Genomic DNA, 15,720 nt, shown 5'->3' on the forward strand with positions numbered 1-15,720 from the left:
ATCGGAAACCCTGTCACGCAGGTTCCGCCTTGGCGTTCTTGTCCTGCCACGCTGCCCAGGTCGGCCGATCGATCTGGAACAGGTCGGTGGAGCGCGCATACCAGCCGCTGCCATGCATACGGGCGATCAGGTGCAGCGCCTGCGTATCGATGTGGCAGCGTTCCTTGTCCAGGATCACGGCATCGTCGACATGGGCACGGAGCACGCGGCCGATGACGGCGGTCTGCCGCGGCCCTGTCACCAGCGACGTGAGGACGCGGCATTCGAACGACACCGGCGATTCCGCGATACGCGGCGGGCGCACCGCCTGTGAGGCGGCCGGCGTCAAACCGGCGAGCTTCAGCTCGTCGATGTCCGGCGGCGCATCGATGCAGGTGATGTTCATGGCCTCGGCATTGCTTTCGGCGACGAGGTTCACGACGAATTCCCCGGTGTCGAGGATATTTGCCGCCGTGTCCTTGAAGCGTTCGGAGCCCGCCAGAAGCCCGATCGCGATGGTGGGCGGTTCATGTCCCATCACGTTGAAGAAGCTGAAAGGCGCAGCGTTGATCACGCCGCTCGCGGAGAGCGTGGTGATCCAGGCGATCGGCCGCGGCGTCACCGTGGCCGTCAGGATCTTGTAGCGGTTCTGCGCTTCCAGCGTCTCCATGTCGAAGATCATGTCGGCCTCTCAGATCGCCACCACGGGATGACGCAGCCGGCCGATGCCGGTCACTTCGGCTTCCACCACATCGCCCGGCCACAGCCATTCCTGCGGAGAGCGCCCCGCGCCGACGCCTTCGGGCGTGCCCGTCGCGATGATGTCTCCCGGCTCCAGCGTCATCGCGGCCGAAATGTCGGCGATCAGCAGCGGCACCTTGAACAGCATGTGGCGCGTGTTGGAGCGCTGCTTCTCGACGCCGTTCACCGTCAGCCAGAGATCCAGCGCGTGCGGATCGGTGATTTCGTCTGCCGTGACGATGCACGGCCCGAACGGCGCGTAGGTGTCTTGCCCTTTGGAATAGATCCATTGACCGGCGCGGCGATTGTCGCGGGCGCTGATGTCGATCATCACACTGTATCCGAACACAAAGCCGAGTGCGTCCGCCTCCGATACCCTCCGCGCGGTTCGCCCCATCACGACTGCAAGCTCGACCTCCCAGTCGAGCTGCTGCGTGATCGCCTTGTTGTGATGAATGGCTTCATCCGGCCCGATGACGCTGGTCGGCGGCTTCGAGAAGATGATGGGCTGCTTCGGCAGGTCCTTCGCGGTATCGAGGGCGCGCGATGATTCCGCGACGTGCTCGACATAGTTCAGACCGATGCCAAAAATGTTCTTGCGCGGACGCGGTATCGGCGCCAGCAGCCTGACGTTCGCGAGCGGCAAGGCGGCGCCGACGGGCCAGTTATTCTTGCCTTCGTTCAGTACCTTTTTGAGCGCGGCCGGTGCGGCCGGCCCGAGATCGATGAAATCGAGCATCGACGAAGGAAGCGCAAACCCGGCATGCTGCCCGGCCTTCTCGACGTCCAAAACGAGATCACCAACGACAGCGCCAAGACGCGCGGCGGCTTCAACGATGCTGCGATAAGTAACAAGACGCACTGCTGCTCTCCTAGGCTACGAGCGGCTGGCGGCCGCCATTGTCGCCGAACGCTTCCTCGCGATAGAGGCCAAGCGCCTGCATGACCGGCAGGTCGTTGAAGGTGAAGAGGCAGGCATCCTCGCTGGCCGAGCCGTTCACATGCTCATGCCAGGCCCAGGACGGAACACAGAAGATGTCGCGCTCCTTCCAGTCGAAGCGCTTGCCGTCGATGATGGAGTGACCGCTTCCCTTTGCGACCTGATAGATGAAACTGCCGGTGTGACGATGCGCGCACGTGCTCTCGCCCGGCCGCAGCATCTGCATCGACGCGCCGATGGTCTGCATCACCGGACCGCCGGTAACGGGATTCACATAGTTCATGAGAACGCCGTCGTATGGCGAGCCATCGGTGGCCTTGCCGTAGCGCTGCAGCGCCTCGTAGGTCGGACCCCACTCATATTTCAGCAGCGGCGAATATCCCTTGGACCACTCGGCGCCGGCCGGCCGCAGGCCGGGGCTGCCCCAGGTGTGCGTCATATCGTCGACGGGATAGCCGACGCTCTGCTGCAGATCGGGATGAACCACGTAGAAATTGGCTTCGAGCGTGTTGACCAGGGGAATGTCGAGGCCGTCCTGCCAGATGCAGGGCGTGCCGTCGCTGGAGACGCCGTGCTCGTGCCAGGTGCCATTCGGCGTCAGCACGAAATCGTTGGCGCCGAGCGTCATCTTGTGACCGTCGACGATGGTGTAGGCGCCCTCGCCTTCCATGATGAAGCGCAGCGCGGAGGCCGAATGAGCGTGGGCAGATGCGACCTCGCCCGGATGCATCACCTGCAGCCCGGAATAGAGCCAGCCGACCGCGGCGGCGTGCTCGCGCCGGCCGGGATTGTTCAGATAGATGACGCGCCGCCCGGCCTTCTCCGGTGATACCAGTTCGACGGAGCGCAGCACATGCGCGCGAAGATCTTCATAACGCCACAAGACCGGAACGGAGGATGATTTTGGTTGCCAGGGCTCGATCTTGTTCGCCACCGTCCAGAGCGCGCCCGCCTCCAGCCTTTCGAGTTCGTCATAGTAGGCGAGCAGTTCAGGGGTATCCTCGACATTGGCCCGCCCGGCCACGTCTTCCCGGTGGTTTTCACGAGCTTTCGTTGCCATGCCGCCCTCCTGTGAGTTGGCGCCGTTTCCGGCATCGCCTGTCAATTCATCTAATCGGGTATCATCGCAATCGCCTGTATCTCGACCTTGGCGCGATCCTCGACCAGCCCCGATACCTGCAGCGCCGTCATGGTCGGAAAGTGACGGCCCATGACGCCGCGGTAGACAACGCCGATTTCCTTCAGGCGCGCTGAATACTCCTTGCGGTCGAGCAGGAACCAGGTCATCGACACGATATGCTCGGGTGCGGCGCCGCCGGCGCGCACAACCGCATCGACGTTCTTCAGGGTCTGGCCGATCTGATCCACCAGATCGTCCGACTCGAACTTGCATTGTTCGTTCCAGCCGATTTGGCCGGCAATGAAGATCATCTTGCCCCGCGCGGCGATGCCGTTCGCGTAACCGCTCGGCTTGGCCCAACCGGGCGGCTGCAAGACTTCGAACATTCTCAACTCCCGTAGCAGGACGCGACTGGAAAGCCGTACGGCTAGATCGCCTTCAGGACGTCGCGTCCGATGATGAGTTTCTGGACTTCGGTCGCGCCTTCATAGATGCGCAACGCGCGAATTTCGCGATAGAGCTGCTCGACGATCTCGCCAGAGCGCACGCCGCGGCCGCCGAACATCTGTACGGCGCGGTCGATCACTGCCTGCGCGGCTTCCGTCGCAACCATCTTGGCCATCGCTGCTTCGCGCGTCGTGGAGGCCTTCTGCACGTCGCGCCGCCACGCCGCCCGATAAGTGAGAAGCGCGCTGGCATCGACGTCGGCGGCCATGTCGCCGAGCGTGGCTTGCGTCAATTGCTGGTCGCCCAGCACGCCGCCGAACATCCGTCGTGACCGGGCATGCACCACGGCCTCATCGAGCGCGCGGCGGGCAAAACCCAACGCTGCGGCTGCGACCGATGCCCGGAAGATGTCGAGCGTGCACATCGCGATCTTGAAACCTTCACCCGGGGAACCCAACAGCCGGCTCGCCGGAATCCGGCAGCCCTCAAAACGCAGCGTCGCCAGCGGGTGCGGCGCCATCACATCGATGCGATCGGCGATCGAAAAGCCGGGATCGTCCGGCAACACTACAAAGGCTGAAATGCCCCGCGCACCTGGCGCCTCGCCGGTTCGCGCAAACAGCGTATAGACGTCAGCGATGCCGCCGTTGGAAATCCAGGTCTTCTCGCCATCCAGGATGTAGTGATCGCCCTCGCGCCGGGCGCTGCAGGCCATGGCGGCAACGTCGGAACCGGCTTCCTTCTCCGACAGGGCAAAGGCGGCAACCCATTCGCCGTGCCGCGCCTTCGGCAGCACCAGCGCGCGCAGTTCGGGCGAACCGGCAATCGCCACCGCACCGGTGCCAAGCCCCTGCATCGCAAAAGCGAAATCGGCGAGCCCGCTATGCCAGGCCAGCGTCTCGCGGGCGAGGCAAATCAGCCTGGAATCGATTACCGCATTGGGTTGCTCGCCCGCAACCGAGGCCTCCAGCAATCTGGCGGCGCCAAGCCTGCGGACCAGCGAACGGCAGGTCTCGTCCACGTCATGGCCGTGCGTATCGCCAAGATCGGCAGCAAATGCATCGAGCGCGGCAGCGTATTCGCTGTGGCGGGAATCGAAGAACGGCCACGCGAGATGTTCGCGCGACGGCCCGCGTAATGGCGAAACCGGGGTCATACTAGTCTCCCGCAAAGGCCGCTTTTGGCGCACGCCGCCAAGCGCAGCGCGCCCCAATAATGTTTCATGGCTAAAATATCCTGTCAAGCGAGCCGCTCGCTCATCGGAAGCCCGGCGCCTGCGCACGAAGCCTACGAAACAGGCTAAAAACTGCGCACAAATGCGCGATCGGTGTTTTTGCGGCCTGTGAACCCGCCGGCCCGATTGACATCATTTTTGTTTGATGTCTAAAATTATATTCGGTCATCCCAGAGTTCCGGGCAAGGCCTTGGAGGCGAGCATGGCAGAACGCTCTTTTGCGCGCGAGGTCGAGGACCTCAAGCTCGGCGCCGGCCAGGAATTCCGCGGCGAAGGCATCCTCGCCATCACCAAGGCCTTGCTTGAATGCGGCGTCAGTTACGTCGCCGGCTACCAGGGCGCCCCGATCTCGCATCTGATGGACGTGCTGTCGGACGCGCAGGATATCCTCTCCGACCTCGGCGTGCATTTCGAATCCAGCGCGAGCGAAGCGACGGCAGCGGCGACGCTGGCCGCGTCCGTGATGTATCCGATCCGCGGCGCGGTCACCTTCAAGGCGCCGGTCGGCATCAACGTCGCGTCCGACGCGCTCGCCAATCTATCCTCGGGCGGCGTCACCGGCGGGGCGCTCATCATCATTGGCGAGGATTACGGCGAAGGCTCCTCCATCATGCAGGAGCGTTCGCACGCGTTTGCGATGAAGTCGCAACTCTGGCTGGTCGACCCGCGGCCCAACGTGGCCTCGATCGTCAAGGCCGTGCACGATTCCTTCGAGCTGTCAGAGGCATCGAATACGCCTGTGATGCTGGAAGTGCGGATCCGCGCCTGCCATGTCCATGGCCGGTTCGCCACCCGCGACAACGTCCGTCCCGCCTTTCCGCTTTCCCGCGCGCTGGATCAGCCGTCGCGCGACACCAACCGCATCGTGCTGCCGCCTGCCTCGTTCCTGCACGAGAAGGAGAAGATCGAGCATCGCTGGCCCGCAGCGGTCGAATTCATCCATGCACGCGGCATGAACGAGACGTTCGACGGCGATATCGACGATATCGGCATCATCATGCAGGGCGGCATGTATAACGGCGTCATCACGGCGCTGCGCGAGGCAGGCCTTGCCGACATCTGGGGCGAGACGCGCGTCCCGCTCTATGTGATGAACGTGACCTACCCGATCGTCGACCGCGAGGTGATCGACTTCTGCCGCGGCAAGAAGGCGGTGCTGATGGTCGAGGAGGGCCAGCCCGAATTCATCGAGCAGGCGCTGCACAAGATCCTGCGTAATGCCGACATTCCGGCCAAGCTGCACGGCAAGGACCTGTTCCCGATGGCCGGCGAGTACACCGCGCAGGTGATGGGCGAAGCGATCGGCGCCTTCATCCGCCGCTGGCGAGCGGATGCGCTGCCGGATGCCGCGCGCGCACCGAACATCGACCGGGTCGAGGTCGACGACAAGATCCGCGCATTGGCCGATGTGGTGCCGCCGCGGCCGCCGGGTTTTTGCACCGGCTGCCCGGAGCGGCCGATCTTTTCCGCGATGAAGCTGGTGGAAAAGGAACTCGGCCCGCATCACATCGCCGCCGATATCGGCTGCCATTTGTTCTCGATCCTGCCGCCGTTCAATATCGGCGCCACCACCATGGGCTACGGGCTCGGCCCCGCGTCGGCCTCCGCCTTCAACGTTCCCGCGGGCAAGCGCTCGATCTCGATGATGGGCGACGGCGGCTTCTGGCATAACGGGTTGACCAGTGGCGTCGGCAACGCCGTGTTCAACCAGCATGACGGCGTGATCGTCGTGGTCGACAATTATTATTCTGCCGCGACCGGCGGCCAGGACATCCCCTCCTCCCGCGCCGACAACCGTTCGCGCTCGACCAAGCATCCGATCGTCGAGGCGGTGAAGGGCGTCGGCGCCAAATGGGTGCGCCAGATCGACCGCACCTACGACGTGTCGCGCATGCGCGACACCCTGCGCGAGGCACTGACGACGGAGGAAAAGGGGCCGAAGGTCATCGTCGCCTCCTCGGAGTGCATGCTGAACAAGCAGCGGCGCGTGAAACCGCTGGTCGCTGCTGCCGCCAAACGCGGTGAGCGCATCGTGCGCGAGCGCTTCGGCGTCGATGAAGATGTCTGCTCCGGCGATCACGCCTGCATCCGCCTGTCCGGTTGCCCGTCGCTGTCGGTGAAGCCGACGACCGACCCGTTAAAGGACAATCCGGTCGCGGCGGTCGACAATACCTGCGTGGGCTGCGGGCATTGCGGCGAGGTCGCCGACGCCGCCGTGCTGTGTCCTTCCTTCTACCGCGCCGACATCGTTTCCAATCCGTCCGCATTCGAAGCGCGGCTCGACCGCATCTGGCGGGGTGTGATCGGCGCGCTGCAGCGCTGGCGGGCCGGACGGCGGATCATGTTCCAACAGGAGGCGGTATGAACGTCTCCGTAGCCCCCTCCTCGGTCGCGCTCAGTCAGGCACGGCCCATCACCGTTGCGGTGCTCGCGATGGGCGGCCAGGGCGGCGGCGTGCTGGTCGACTGGATCGTGGCGCTGGCCGAGCGGCGCGGCTGGTTCGCGCAATCAACCTCGGTGCCCGGCGTCGCTCAGCGCACCGGCGCCACGATCTACTACATCGAGATGATCGCGCCCGACGCCAGCAAACCCGACCGTCACCCCGTGCTGTCGCTGATGCCGGCGCCGGGCAAGGTCGACATCGTGATCGGCGCCGAATTGATGGAAGCCGGCCGCGCCATCCTGCGCGGGCTGGTCTCGCCCGACCGCACGCTCCTAATCGGCTCTTCGCACCGCTCCCTGGCCGTGATCGAAAAAACCGCGCCCGGCGACGGCACTGCCGACGCATCGCAGGTCTACGAGGCGGCGAATGTCGCAGCCAATCGCTTCATCGCCTTCGACATGGCCGAGATCGCTGACGCCACCGGCAGCGTAGTTTCCTCGGTACTGTTCGGCGCGCTCGCCGGCTCCGGCGCCCTGCCCTTCGCCACCGAGGATTTTGAAGAAACGATCCGGGCCGCCGGTGTCGGCGTCGATGCCAGCCTGCGCGCCTTCACTGCCGGCCGCGAGCGGGCCGTCGCCACGCTCAAGCAGGATCCGAAGATCAAGCCCGCAGCGAAACCGCCGCTCGCTAAACACTTTCCGCGCCTCGAGCCGATCGGTCACGCCGATTACGACGCGCTGGTCGCGCGAGCGCGGCAATTGCCGGAAGAGGTGCACGGAATCGTCGCGGCCGGCCTGCAGCGCGTTGTCGATTATCAGGACGTCGCCTATGGCGGCGAATATCTCCATCGCCTGGAAGCGATGCCGCGCGACGCGACCGGCCTGCTGCAGGCTTTTGCCAAATATCTCGCCGTTGCGATGGCCTATGACGACGTGATCCGCGTGGCGGATCTCAAGACGCGCGCGGGGCGATTCGACCGGGTGCGCCGTGAGGCGCGGGCCGGTGATGACCAGATCCTCGGGATCACCGAGTTCTTCCATCCAAGGATCGAGGAAATGGCGGGGCTATTGCCGCCGCGGCTCGGCGAAAAGGTCGAGCGCAGCGAGCGACTCGCCCGGCTCATCGATCGTGGACGAAGACTGCGCACGACCGCGCCGGCGGCGTTCCTGATGCTGTACTGCGTGGCGGGCTTGCGGCGGTTCCGCCGTCGCACGCTGCGGCATACCCGTGAGATGCGCCATCTCGGTGATTGGGCGCAACGTATCAGGAAGTTCGCAGCAAGCGACGTCGCGCTTGCAACCGCCGTGTGCGAGGCCCGCCGTCTCGTCGGCGGCTATTCGGACACGCATTCCCGCGGCGAATCGAAATTCGACAAGGTCATGCTTGCGTCCGAGCGTCTGGCCGGCAGGCCCGACGCCGCCGAATGGGTGCAGAGGCTGATCAAGGTGGCGCTGAAGGACGCCGATGGCGCCGAGCTCGACGGCGCGTTGCGTACCGTCGAGACACTGTTTGAGGACGCCTGAGGATGGATCAATTCGAAGTCGTGGTGTCGAAGGCCGAGGCGCTCACGCCGCGCATTCGCGAGTTCGTGTTGGCGCGCGCCAATGGCGCGCCGATGCCAGGCTGGGCTGCCGGCGCCCATATCGACATCCACCTGCCCGATGTCGGCCGCCGCTCCTATTCGTTGATCGAGACCATGTCGCCGCGCGCGGCCGAACACCCGACCGCCTATCGCATCGCCGTGCTGCAGGAAAACAAGAGCCAAGGCGGCTCCACCTTCATGCACGGCCTCAAGACCGGCGACCGCCTGACGATCTCGCCGCCGGCGAACAATTTTCCGCTTCATGCAGGCGCCGATGAAGTCGCGCTCGTCGCGGGCGGCATCGGCGTGACGCCGCTGCTCACCATGGCCTGCGAATTGAATGCAGCAAAGCGGCCGTTCTCGTTCTATTACGCCGGACGCAGCCGTAGCGAACTGGCCTTTCTCGGCGAGGTCGAGCGGCTGGCTGGTGCCAGCGCGACCATCCATGCCGACGAGGAGGCCGGCGGCCTCTTCGATCTCGAAGGCCTGATGAACAGGCTTGCGCCCGAGGTGTCGCTCTATCTCTGCGGGCCGCTGCCGATGATCGAAGCCGCCATCGCGCTGGCGAAACGGATGAACTGGCCGCAGGGGCGGTTGCACTTTGAAATCTTCAGCGCACCGGAAGAAAAATCCGGCGATGCCAGTTTCGAGGTCGAACTCAAGAGCAGCGGACGCGTCTACGAAATTCCGGCCGGCAAGACCATCCTCGACGTGCTGCTCGAGGCCGGCGAAGACCCGATGCATGACTGCAAGCGCGGCGATTGCGGGATCTGCCAGACCACGGTGATCGAGGGCGTCCCCGATCATCGCGACTACATCCTGAGCGACAGCGAGAAGGCGTCGAACAAGGTGATGCAGATATGTATTTCGCGCGCGAAGACCAAGAAACTCGTGCTCGACCTGTGAAGGAGGAACGCATGACCCGATATGCCGGCAACGCCGCGGCACTCCGCGCCCTGGTCCGCGACCAGGAGGTTCACCGCGACGTCTATGTCAGCGAGGAAGTGTTCCAGCTCGAGATGGAGCACATGTTCCCGAATAGCTGGGTCTATGTCGGCCACGACAGCCAGGTCCCCAATCCCGGTGACTATTACGGCACCACGATCGGCACGCAGCCGATCCTGCTGGTCCGCCACACCGACGGAACGGTGAAGGTTCTGCACAACCGCTGCCCGCACAAGGGCACGCGCATCACCTCCGAGACCTGCGGCAACACCGGAAAATTCTTCCGCTGTCCCTATCATGCATGGAGCTTCAAGACCGACGGCTCGCTGCTCGCGATTCCCCTGAAGAAGGGCTACGAGAACACCGGCTTCGAGCAGAGCCATGCCGCGACCGGAATGACGCCGGTGCGCCATGTCCGCAACTATCGCGGTTTCGTGTTCGCCAAGATCAACGACGGCGGCCTCGACTTCGAGGAATTCTTTGGCGAAAGCCTGTCTAGCTTCGACAACATGATCGACCGTTCGCCGGTCGGCCAGCTCAAGGTCGCCGGCGGCGTGCTGCGCTACATGCACAATTGCAATTGGAAGATGCTGGTCGAGAACCAGACCGACACCTGCCATCCGATGGTGGCACACGAATCTTCGGCCGGGACCGTGGTCGAGGTCTGGAAGAAGGCGCCGCCCGGCACCAAGAAGCCGATGGCAGTCGAGATCATCGCCCCCTTTATGAGCCCGTACGAGTTCTTCGAGAACATGGGCATCCGGATCTGGGACAATGGCCACGGCCACACCGGCGTGCATCACTCGATCCATTCCGACTATTCGGCGATCCCCGGCTATTTCGAGAAGATGACGGCGGCCTATGGCGAGGAGCGCGCCAAGGCGATCCTCGGCGAGAACCGGCACAACACCGTCTATTTCCCCAACATCATGATCAAGGGTCCGATCCAGCTGTTACGGCACTTCAAGCCGATCGCGGCCAACAAAACGCTGGTGGAGTCCTGGACCTTCCAGCTCGTCGATGCGCCCGATATGCTGCTGGAGCGCACGCTGATGTACAACCGGCTCATCAATGCGCCGACCTCCATCGTCGGCCATGACGACCTCGAAATGTATGAACGCGCGCAGGAAGGCCTGCATTCGAACGGCAACGAGTGGGTCAACCTCCAGCGCCTCTACAGCCCCGACGAAGCCGGGCAGACCAACGTGGCCGTCAACGGCACCAGCGAGTGGCCGATGCGCCACCAGTTCCGAGCCTGGACCAAATTCATGACGATGGGGATGTGACATGAGCATGGTCGCTGAAGCTCCCCTCAAGAATGCGATTCCTACGGACCAGGAATTGATCGACTTCGTCGTCCGCGAAGCGCGGTTGATCGACCAGCAGCGTTTCGACGAATGGCTCGAAATGTACGCTGACGACGCCTTCTACTGGATGCCGCTGGAATGGAATCAGACCGATCCTCGGCTGACCTGCTCGCTGATGTACGAGGACAAACTGCTGCTCTCGATCCGGGTCGAGCGGCTCAAGGGCGCGCGGACCTTCAGCCAGAAACCGAAGAGCCGCTGCCATCACGTGCTGCAGACGCCGCAGGTGGATTCGCGCGACGCCAGCGCCAACAGCTACGTCACCTGGACCCCGATGCATTACATCGAGACCCGCCTGGACGAGCAGACGCTCTATGCGGCCTGGGCGACGCATCATCTCAGCGTCGAGGACGGCAAGTTGAAGATCAAGCTGAAGCGTGTCGACCTGATCAATTGCGATGCTGCCTTCGGCAACATCCAGCTCTTCATGTGAGGCAAGATGGGTGCTCTCCACCACACGGCGATCGTCAGCGGCGGCAATACCGGAATTGGCGCTGCGATCGCGCGCGATCTTCTCGCCGAGGGCTATGACGTGATCTCGCTGTCGCGGCGCAAGCCCGACTGGAGCCATCCAAAACTTTCTTCGCACGAGGTCGATCTGCTCGATGCGGCGGCGACGCGCCAGGCGGCAGGGGAAATCGCCGCGAAATTTGCCATCACCCACGTCGTGCACAATGCCGGCGCAATCCGCGCCAAGCCGCTGGAAGAAGTCGACGACGAAGACGTCGGCGCCCTGGCGCAGCTCCACTTCGGCGCGGGAATCGCGCTGGCGCAAGCGGCGCTGCCGAACATGAAGCAGGCCCGCTTCGGCCGCATCGTGCTGTTGTCTTCCCGCGCCGCACTCGGCGCCACCACACGCACGGTCTATTCGGCCACCAAGGCCGGCATCATCGGCATGGCGCGAACCTGGGCACTGGAGCTCGCCCCCTTTGGAATCACCGTCAATGTCGTCGCGCCCGGCCCGATCGGCGATACCGAGATGTTCGAGAGCGTGATGTCGCCGGAATCCGAACGCGCCAAAAAGCTGGCGCAGTCGATCCCGCTTGGCCGCCTCGGCAAATCGAGCGACGTCGCCCGCGCGGTTACATTCTTCAGCTCACCCGATGCCGACTTCATCACCGGACAGACGCTGTATGTCTGCGGCGGAGCCAGCATTGGATCGATTTCCATCTGAGATCACAACCATGGACGCCACAGTCAAGCGAAAGGCCAGATCCACGAAGGGCACGCGCGGGCAAGCATTGCGGCCGGTCGAGCCGGCGCACGAATCCGACGGCGCGCATCTGGAATTGCGCATCTGGCTGCGGCTGCTCTCCTGCGCCACCCGGATCGAGAAGGCGCTGAACGCGCGGCTGCGCAAGGAGTTCAACACCACGCTGGCCCGCTTCGACCTGCTGGCGCAGCTTACGCGCAAGCCTGACGGCGCTACCATGTCCGAGGTCTCCGAGCTGCTGATGGTCTCGAACGGCGCCATCACCGCGCTGGTGCAGAAGCTGGAAGCCGACGGCCTTATCCATCGCGAGGTCGATTCCGAGGACCGTCGCACCTTCCGTTTGCGCCTGTCTCAGGAAGGCGCCAAGGAATTCGGCCGGATGGCGCGCAGGCACGAGGAATGGGTGATTGCCCTGATCGGCGAGCTGTCACCCGTCGCGCAATCGGACCTACTGCAACATTTGACCCTGCTGAAGCGTCGGCTGGACAAGCACACTTGAGCCGATTCCAAACCGCGACGCTGCGCCGACGCTGGGACGGCAAGCAGTCCCGGGTTGCACGATGACAAAAACTAAGCTACAGGGCTGCACCGCAACTGCATTACTGGAGGCGACTATGCTTGCCACAGCACGCTTCCCGGGTTCGACGCGCGATACTTAGCGCGTACTCCGGGATACGATCCCGGACGAGATCTTAAGATCTTCAACTGAAACCCAATCTGCCGTAGACCCCTGGTCCGCGCTTGCGGAATCTTTGTCATGACTACGACTCCCATGCTGGCCCCTCGCCGAGGGGCCGGGCGTTCCGATCTGCTGGAACGTCGACTTCGGCGCTATCATCCGCGCTTTCAGGGCGCGGTGCGTACACTGGCGATGCGGCACTCGCGCATTGCCGACCTCGCCGCGAGCTTTCCCGCGCTTCTCTTCGCACTGGCCGTCCCACGACCCGGGTTCGATCCAGCGCCTGCGCTTGCGCGCGTGCTCGATGGTGTCGGTCTCGCCGAAGCGGCCGCGGCCGCTGAGCTGCCGCTGTGGCTACGAAGGCTGCCTCCCGAGGCGTTCGCGCGTCCGATCGCGCGGCTGCCCGACGGCGAACTGTTTCGCCGGCAGATCGCGAACCACTTGCCGCACTCACCCAGGCTCGCGCCGACCTGGCTGCAGGTCGTTGCCGATGTCGTCGAGCTCGCGCATGAGCCGGCAGCGGTGTGGATCGCGCGCGAGCTTGTCCGCGAGCCACGCCGGGTAAACCCCGCGCGGTTGCGGCTCATCAGCCTCTGGGCGTGGTTCTCCGGCCAACCGACAACGTTCGCCCACGGTTTGATCGGGAAGCGGTGGACGCCGGGCATGCGCATGGGTGCCGCCCTTCAAGCTGCCGACGACTGGCGAACGACGATCGATTTGCATGTGAACCTCGGCCCTCAGCCGATCAACGACATGTGGCTCCATGGCGGTCGCGTGACTGGCTACGATTTCCTTCCTTTGAACTCGATCTCCGCTATCACTGAAGAGGCGGACGCCATGCGGAATTGCCTTCGCACCTATGGCTACCATCTGGCGTACAATCGCTCGCGATTGTGGAGCATACGGCGAAATGGCGAACGCGTCGCCACCCTGAGCGTTGGCTGCCGCTTTCGTGATCCGCTGCCAAGCATCGTCGAGCTCGAAGTTGCCGGAAATAAAAAGGCATCGCGCGAGCTATGGTGGGTGGCGCGCCAGTGGCTTCATATGCATGACCTATCGCAGATCAACATAGTGCGGCGTGGCTGGGACACCGCGCCGCTCGATCGCATGACCTGGCTTTCGCTTTGGCGGCCGTATTGGCTCGCCAAGCGCCGCATCCCGGAATGGCTGCCGATTGCGCCGTCGCGACGCGCGCTTGGGGCGCTATGAGCTGCGCCCTCCTCGCAGCGGCGCCAGCCTGTGCCTGAAGAACGCCAGGATCTCGTCGCGCGCCGCGATGGTCGGCTGGCCGGCCTCGTCGATCAGGTGCGCGGTGACGACGCTATGCGGCGTCGTCACGTGGCGCGCGAAAAACGGCGCGAGATCGGTATTCGCGGCACTGTCCGGAAGCACCCGGCCGATGAAGCGGTCGCCAAGCGCGTCTGCATAGGCCGCGAAGCGTTGCGCCGTGCAGAACTTGTCGCCTTCGAAGCGATAGGCCATGACAGTCAGATCCTCCCGTTCGAGCCGCTCGCGCACCGCCCTGACTTCGTCAGGCGCGATTTCAATGCCGGCCGGATCGTTCAGCGGCAGTGACGGCTGCGAGAGCACCGGCGCCAGCATCGACGGTTCGAGCATCATGGTCAGCGCGAAGTTTCCCGTAAAACACATCCCGATGGCGCCGACGCCGGGTCCGCCGCGCTCGCCATGCGCAAACCGCGCCAACGATCGCAGCCACTTCGTCACCGGACTGGATTGGTTGGAGGCCAAGGCGCGAAACTCGGCGCTCACACAGGCGCGCTGAAAAACCGCGGCGCCCTCCTCCGCGCCTGGAACGGCGCCGTCGCGGCCGAACAGCGAGGGCATGTAGACGGTGAAGCCGGCGGCGCGAACCCAGCGCGCAAACCGCGCGACATGTGGGCTGATGCCTGGCATCTCCGTCATCACGATGACGGCAGGCCCTGCGCCAGCGACGTAGACGACCTTGGTGACGTCATCGAGCGTGATGTCGCGGCGCGTGAAATCCTCGAGCGGATCGTCCTGCTTCATGGACCGGGTCGGCATCGGCGCAATTCCTTGATCGATCAGTACTCACAGGAGGATGTTTTCGAGCGTATCGTTGCGCTTTCACGGCCGGCGGGCTAGTGTCATAAATGACATTTATCAGGCATTTTTTGACATGACCAAGGTCGCCATTGTCGAGATCGAGGGATGCATGGCTTCAAGCGCGGCCATCACCCATGACGTCATGGCGACCGCCAACCGGATCAGCGGGGCGAAACGCGTTCTGCCTTTCGAGGTGACGACGGTGCGCTGCGGCTCCCGCCGCAGCGACGTCAATCTGCGAGGGATAGAACTTGTCATCGTCCCCGGTCTCGGCACGCCGTCGGCCGACGAACTGGTCAGCAAGTTGAAGAGTCCGGCGTGCCGGCGCGCGGGCGACATGCTCACCCGCGCGTTCAGCAACGGCGCCATGCTCGCCGCGCCCTGTGCCAGCACATTCCTGCTGGCGGAGACGGGCTTGCTCGATGGCCGGCGGGCGACCACGACATGGTGGTTCGCGCCGCTGTTCCGGCAGCGCTATCCCCGCGTCGAACTCATGACGGAGCAGATGGTCGTCGCCGATTGGCCGATCGCAACCGCCGGAGCGGCCATGGCGCAGATGGACCTGATGCTTGTCATCGTCGGCCGGTTCGCCGGGCCCAGCCTTGCCAAAGCCTGCGCCAACTTTCTCCTGCTGGATGAGCGGCGCTCGCAGGCGCCATTCATGGCGATGACCTATCTGGCGGGCCAGGACCCCAAAATTGCCAAGGCCGAGCAATGGGTGCGCGACAACATCGCGCGCGACTTTGCGATCGAGGAGCTCGCCGCAGCCGTCGCGCTGGCGCCGCGGACATTCGCCCGGCGAATGGCAGCGACCTGCGGCGTTTCACCGATTCAATTCATCCAGCGGATCAGGCTGGAGACCGCGCGATTCTTGCTGGAGACCACGCGGCTGCCGGTCGAGGAGATCGCGCGGAGGGTCGGATATGCGGAGCCCTCCACGCTGCGCCGGCTGATCCGGCGCGACACCAAACATCCGCCCGGACATTTCCGGCCCGTCGCCTGACC

15 protein-coding genes are annotated in these 15,720 nt (G+C 64.2%); 9 read left to right on the forward strand and 6 right to left on the reverse strand.

The window, feature by feature from the left end; translation table 11 throughout:
• Window positions 1–13: 13 nt before the first annotated feature.
• Genes AC0QUY_RS07210 through AC0QUY_RS07230 form a run of 5 tightly spaced genes read right to left on the reverse strand, consistent with a single transcriptional unit; the run spans window position 14 to window position 4,383 of the window.
• On the reverse strand, window positions 14–661 hold the full coding sequence (locus AC0QUY_RS07210) for a flavin reductase family protein (RefSeq protein WP_475386308.1): 648 nt from the start codon (window positions 659–661) through the stop codon (window positions 14–16).
• Window positions 662–670: 9 nt separating this feature from the next.
• Entirely contained in the window at window positions 671–1,582 is a 912-nt protein-coding gene (locus AC0QUY_RS07215) for a fumarylacetoacetate hydrolase family protein (RefSeq protein ID WP_475386309.1), read from the reverse strand.
• 10 nt (window positions 1,583–1,592) lie between these two features.
• A complete protein-coding gene (locus tag AC0QUY_RS07220) occupies window positions 1,593–2,720 on the reverse strand; it encodes a cupin domain-containing protein (RefSeq protein WP_475386310.1) in 1,128 nt (375 codons plus the stop codon).
• 50 nt (window positions 2,721–2,770) lie between these two features.
• A complete protein-coding gene (locus tag AC0QUY_RS07225) occupies window positions 2,771–3,166 on the reverse strand; it encodes a RidA family protein (protein WP_161851996.1) in 396 nt (131 codons plus the stop codon).
• A 41-nt stretch (window positions 3,167–3,207) separates the two neighbouring features.
• Entirely contained in the window at window positions 3,208–4,383 is a 1,176-nt protein-coding gene (locus AC0QUY_RS07230) for an acyl-CoA dehydrogenase family protein (RefSeq protein WP_475386311.1), read from the reverse strand.
• Window positions 4,384–4,663: 280 nt separating this feature from the next.
• Here AC0QUY_RS07230 and AC0QUY_RS07235 point away from each other — a divergent pair, with 280 nt between their 5' ends.
• The 8 genes from AC0QUY_RS07235 to AC0QUY_RS07270 all read left to right on the forward strand — a co-directional run bounded on the left by AC0QUY_RS07235 (window position 4,664) and on the right by AC0QUY_RS07270 (window position 13,839).
• Complete coding sequence (locus AC0QUY_RS07235) at window positions 4,664–6,826, forward strand: thiamine pyrophosphate-dependent enzyme (RefSeq protein WP_475386312.1); 2,163 nt, start codon at window positions 4,664–4,666, stop codon at window positions 6,824–6,826.
• Window positions 6,823–8,367, forward strand: a complete 1,545-nt coding sequence (locus AC0QUY_RS07240; protein WP_475386313.1) for an indolepyruvate oxidoreductase subunit beta family protein — start codon at window positions 6,823–6,825, stop codon at window positions 8,365–8,367. The genes AC0QUY_RS07235 and AC0QUY_RS07240 overlap by 4 nt, the downstream gene beginning before the upstream one ends.
• 2 nt (window positions 8,368–8,369) lie before the next feature.
• Window positions 8,370–9,332 carry a PDR/VanB family oxidoreductase gene (locus AC0QUY_RS07245; protein ID WP_475386314.1) on the forward strand — a complete coding sequence of 321 codons (963 nt, stop codon included), beginning with the start codon at window positions 8,370–8,372 and terminating at the stop codon, window positions 9,330–9,332.
• A gap of 11 nt (window positions 9,333–9,343) precedes the next feature.
• Window positions 9,344–10,657 carry an aromatic ring-hydroxylating dioxygenase subunit alpha gene (locus AC0QUY_RS07250; RefSeq protein WP_161851991.1) on the forward strand — a complete coding sequence of 438 codons (1,314 nt, stop codon included), beginning with the start codon at window positions 9,344–9,346 and terminating at the stop codon, window positions 10,655–10,657.
• Window position 10,658: 1 nt separating this feature from the next.
• Complete coding sequence (locus AC0QUY_RS07255) at window positions 10,659–11,171, forward strand: aromatic-ring-hydroxylating dioxygenase subunit beta (protein ID WP_475386315.1); 513 nt, start codon at window positions 10,659–10,661, stop codon at window positions 11,169–11,171.
• A 6-nt stretch (window positions 11,172–11,177) separates the two neighbouring features.
• Window positions 11,178–11,912 carry an SDR family NAD(P)-dependent oxidoreductase gene (locus AC0QUY_RS07260; protein ID WP_475386316.1) on the forward strand — a complete coding sequence of 245 codons (735 nt, stop codon included), beginning with the start codon at window positions 11,178–11,180 and terminating at the stop codon, window positions 11,910–11,912.
• Between the two features lie 10 nt (window positions 11,913–11,922).
• Window positions 11,923–12,450 carry a MarR family winged helix-turn-helix transcriptional regulator gene (locus AC0QUY_RS07265; protein ID WP_475386317.1) on the forward strand — a complete coding sequence of 176 codons (528 nt, stop codon included), beginning with the start codon at window positions 11,923–11,925 and terminating at the stop codon, window positions 12,448–12,450.
• Window positions 12,451–12,822: 372 nt separating this feature from the next.
• Window positions 12,823–13,839, forward strand: a complete 1,017-nt coding sequence (locus AC0QUY_RS07270; protein ID WP_475386318.1) for a hypothetical protein — start codon at window positions 12,823–12,825, stop codon at window positions 13,837–13,839.
• Here AC0QUY_RS07270 and AC0QUY_RS07275 read toward each other — a convergent pair.
• Window positions 13,834–14,673, reverse strand: a complete 840-nt coding sequence (locus tag AC0QUY_RS07275; protein ID WP_475386319.1) for a dienelactone hydrolase family protein — start codon at window positions 14,671–14,673, stop codon at window positions 13,834–13,836. The two genes, AC0QUY_RS07270 and AC0QUY_RS07275, sit on opposite strands and share 6 nt — an antisense overlap.
• Window positions 14,674–14,788: 115 nt before the next feature.
• Here AC0QUY_RS07275 and AC0QUY_RS07280 point away from each other — a divergent pair, with 115 nt between their 5' ends.
• Window positions 14,789–15,718, forward strand: a complete 930-nt coding sequence (locus AC0QUY_RS07280; protein WP_475386320.1) for a GlxA family transcriptional regulator — start codon at window positions 14,789–14,791, stop codon at window positions 15,716–15,718.
• Window positions 15,719–15,720: the final 2 nt, after the last annotated feature.

The sequence above is a fragment of the Bradyrhizobium sp. WYCCWR15520 genome (assembly GCF_056174665.1).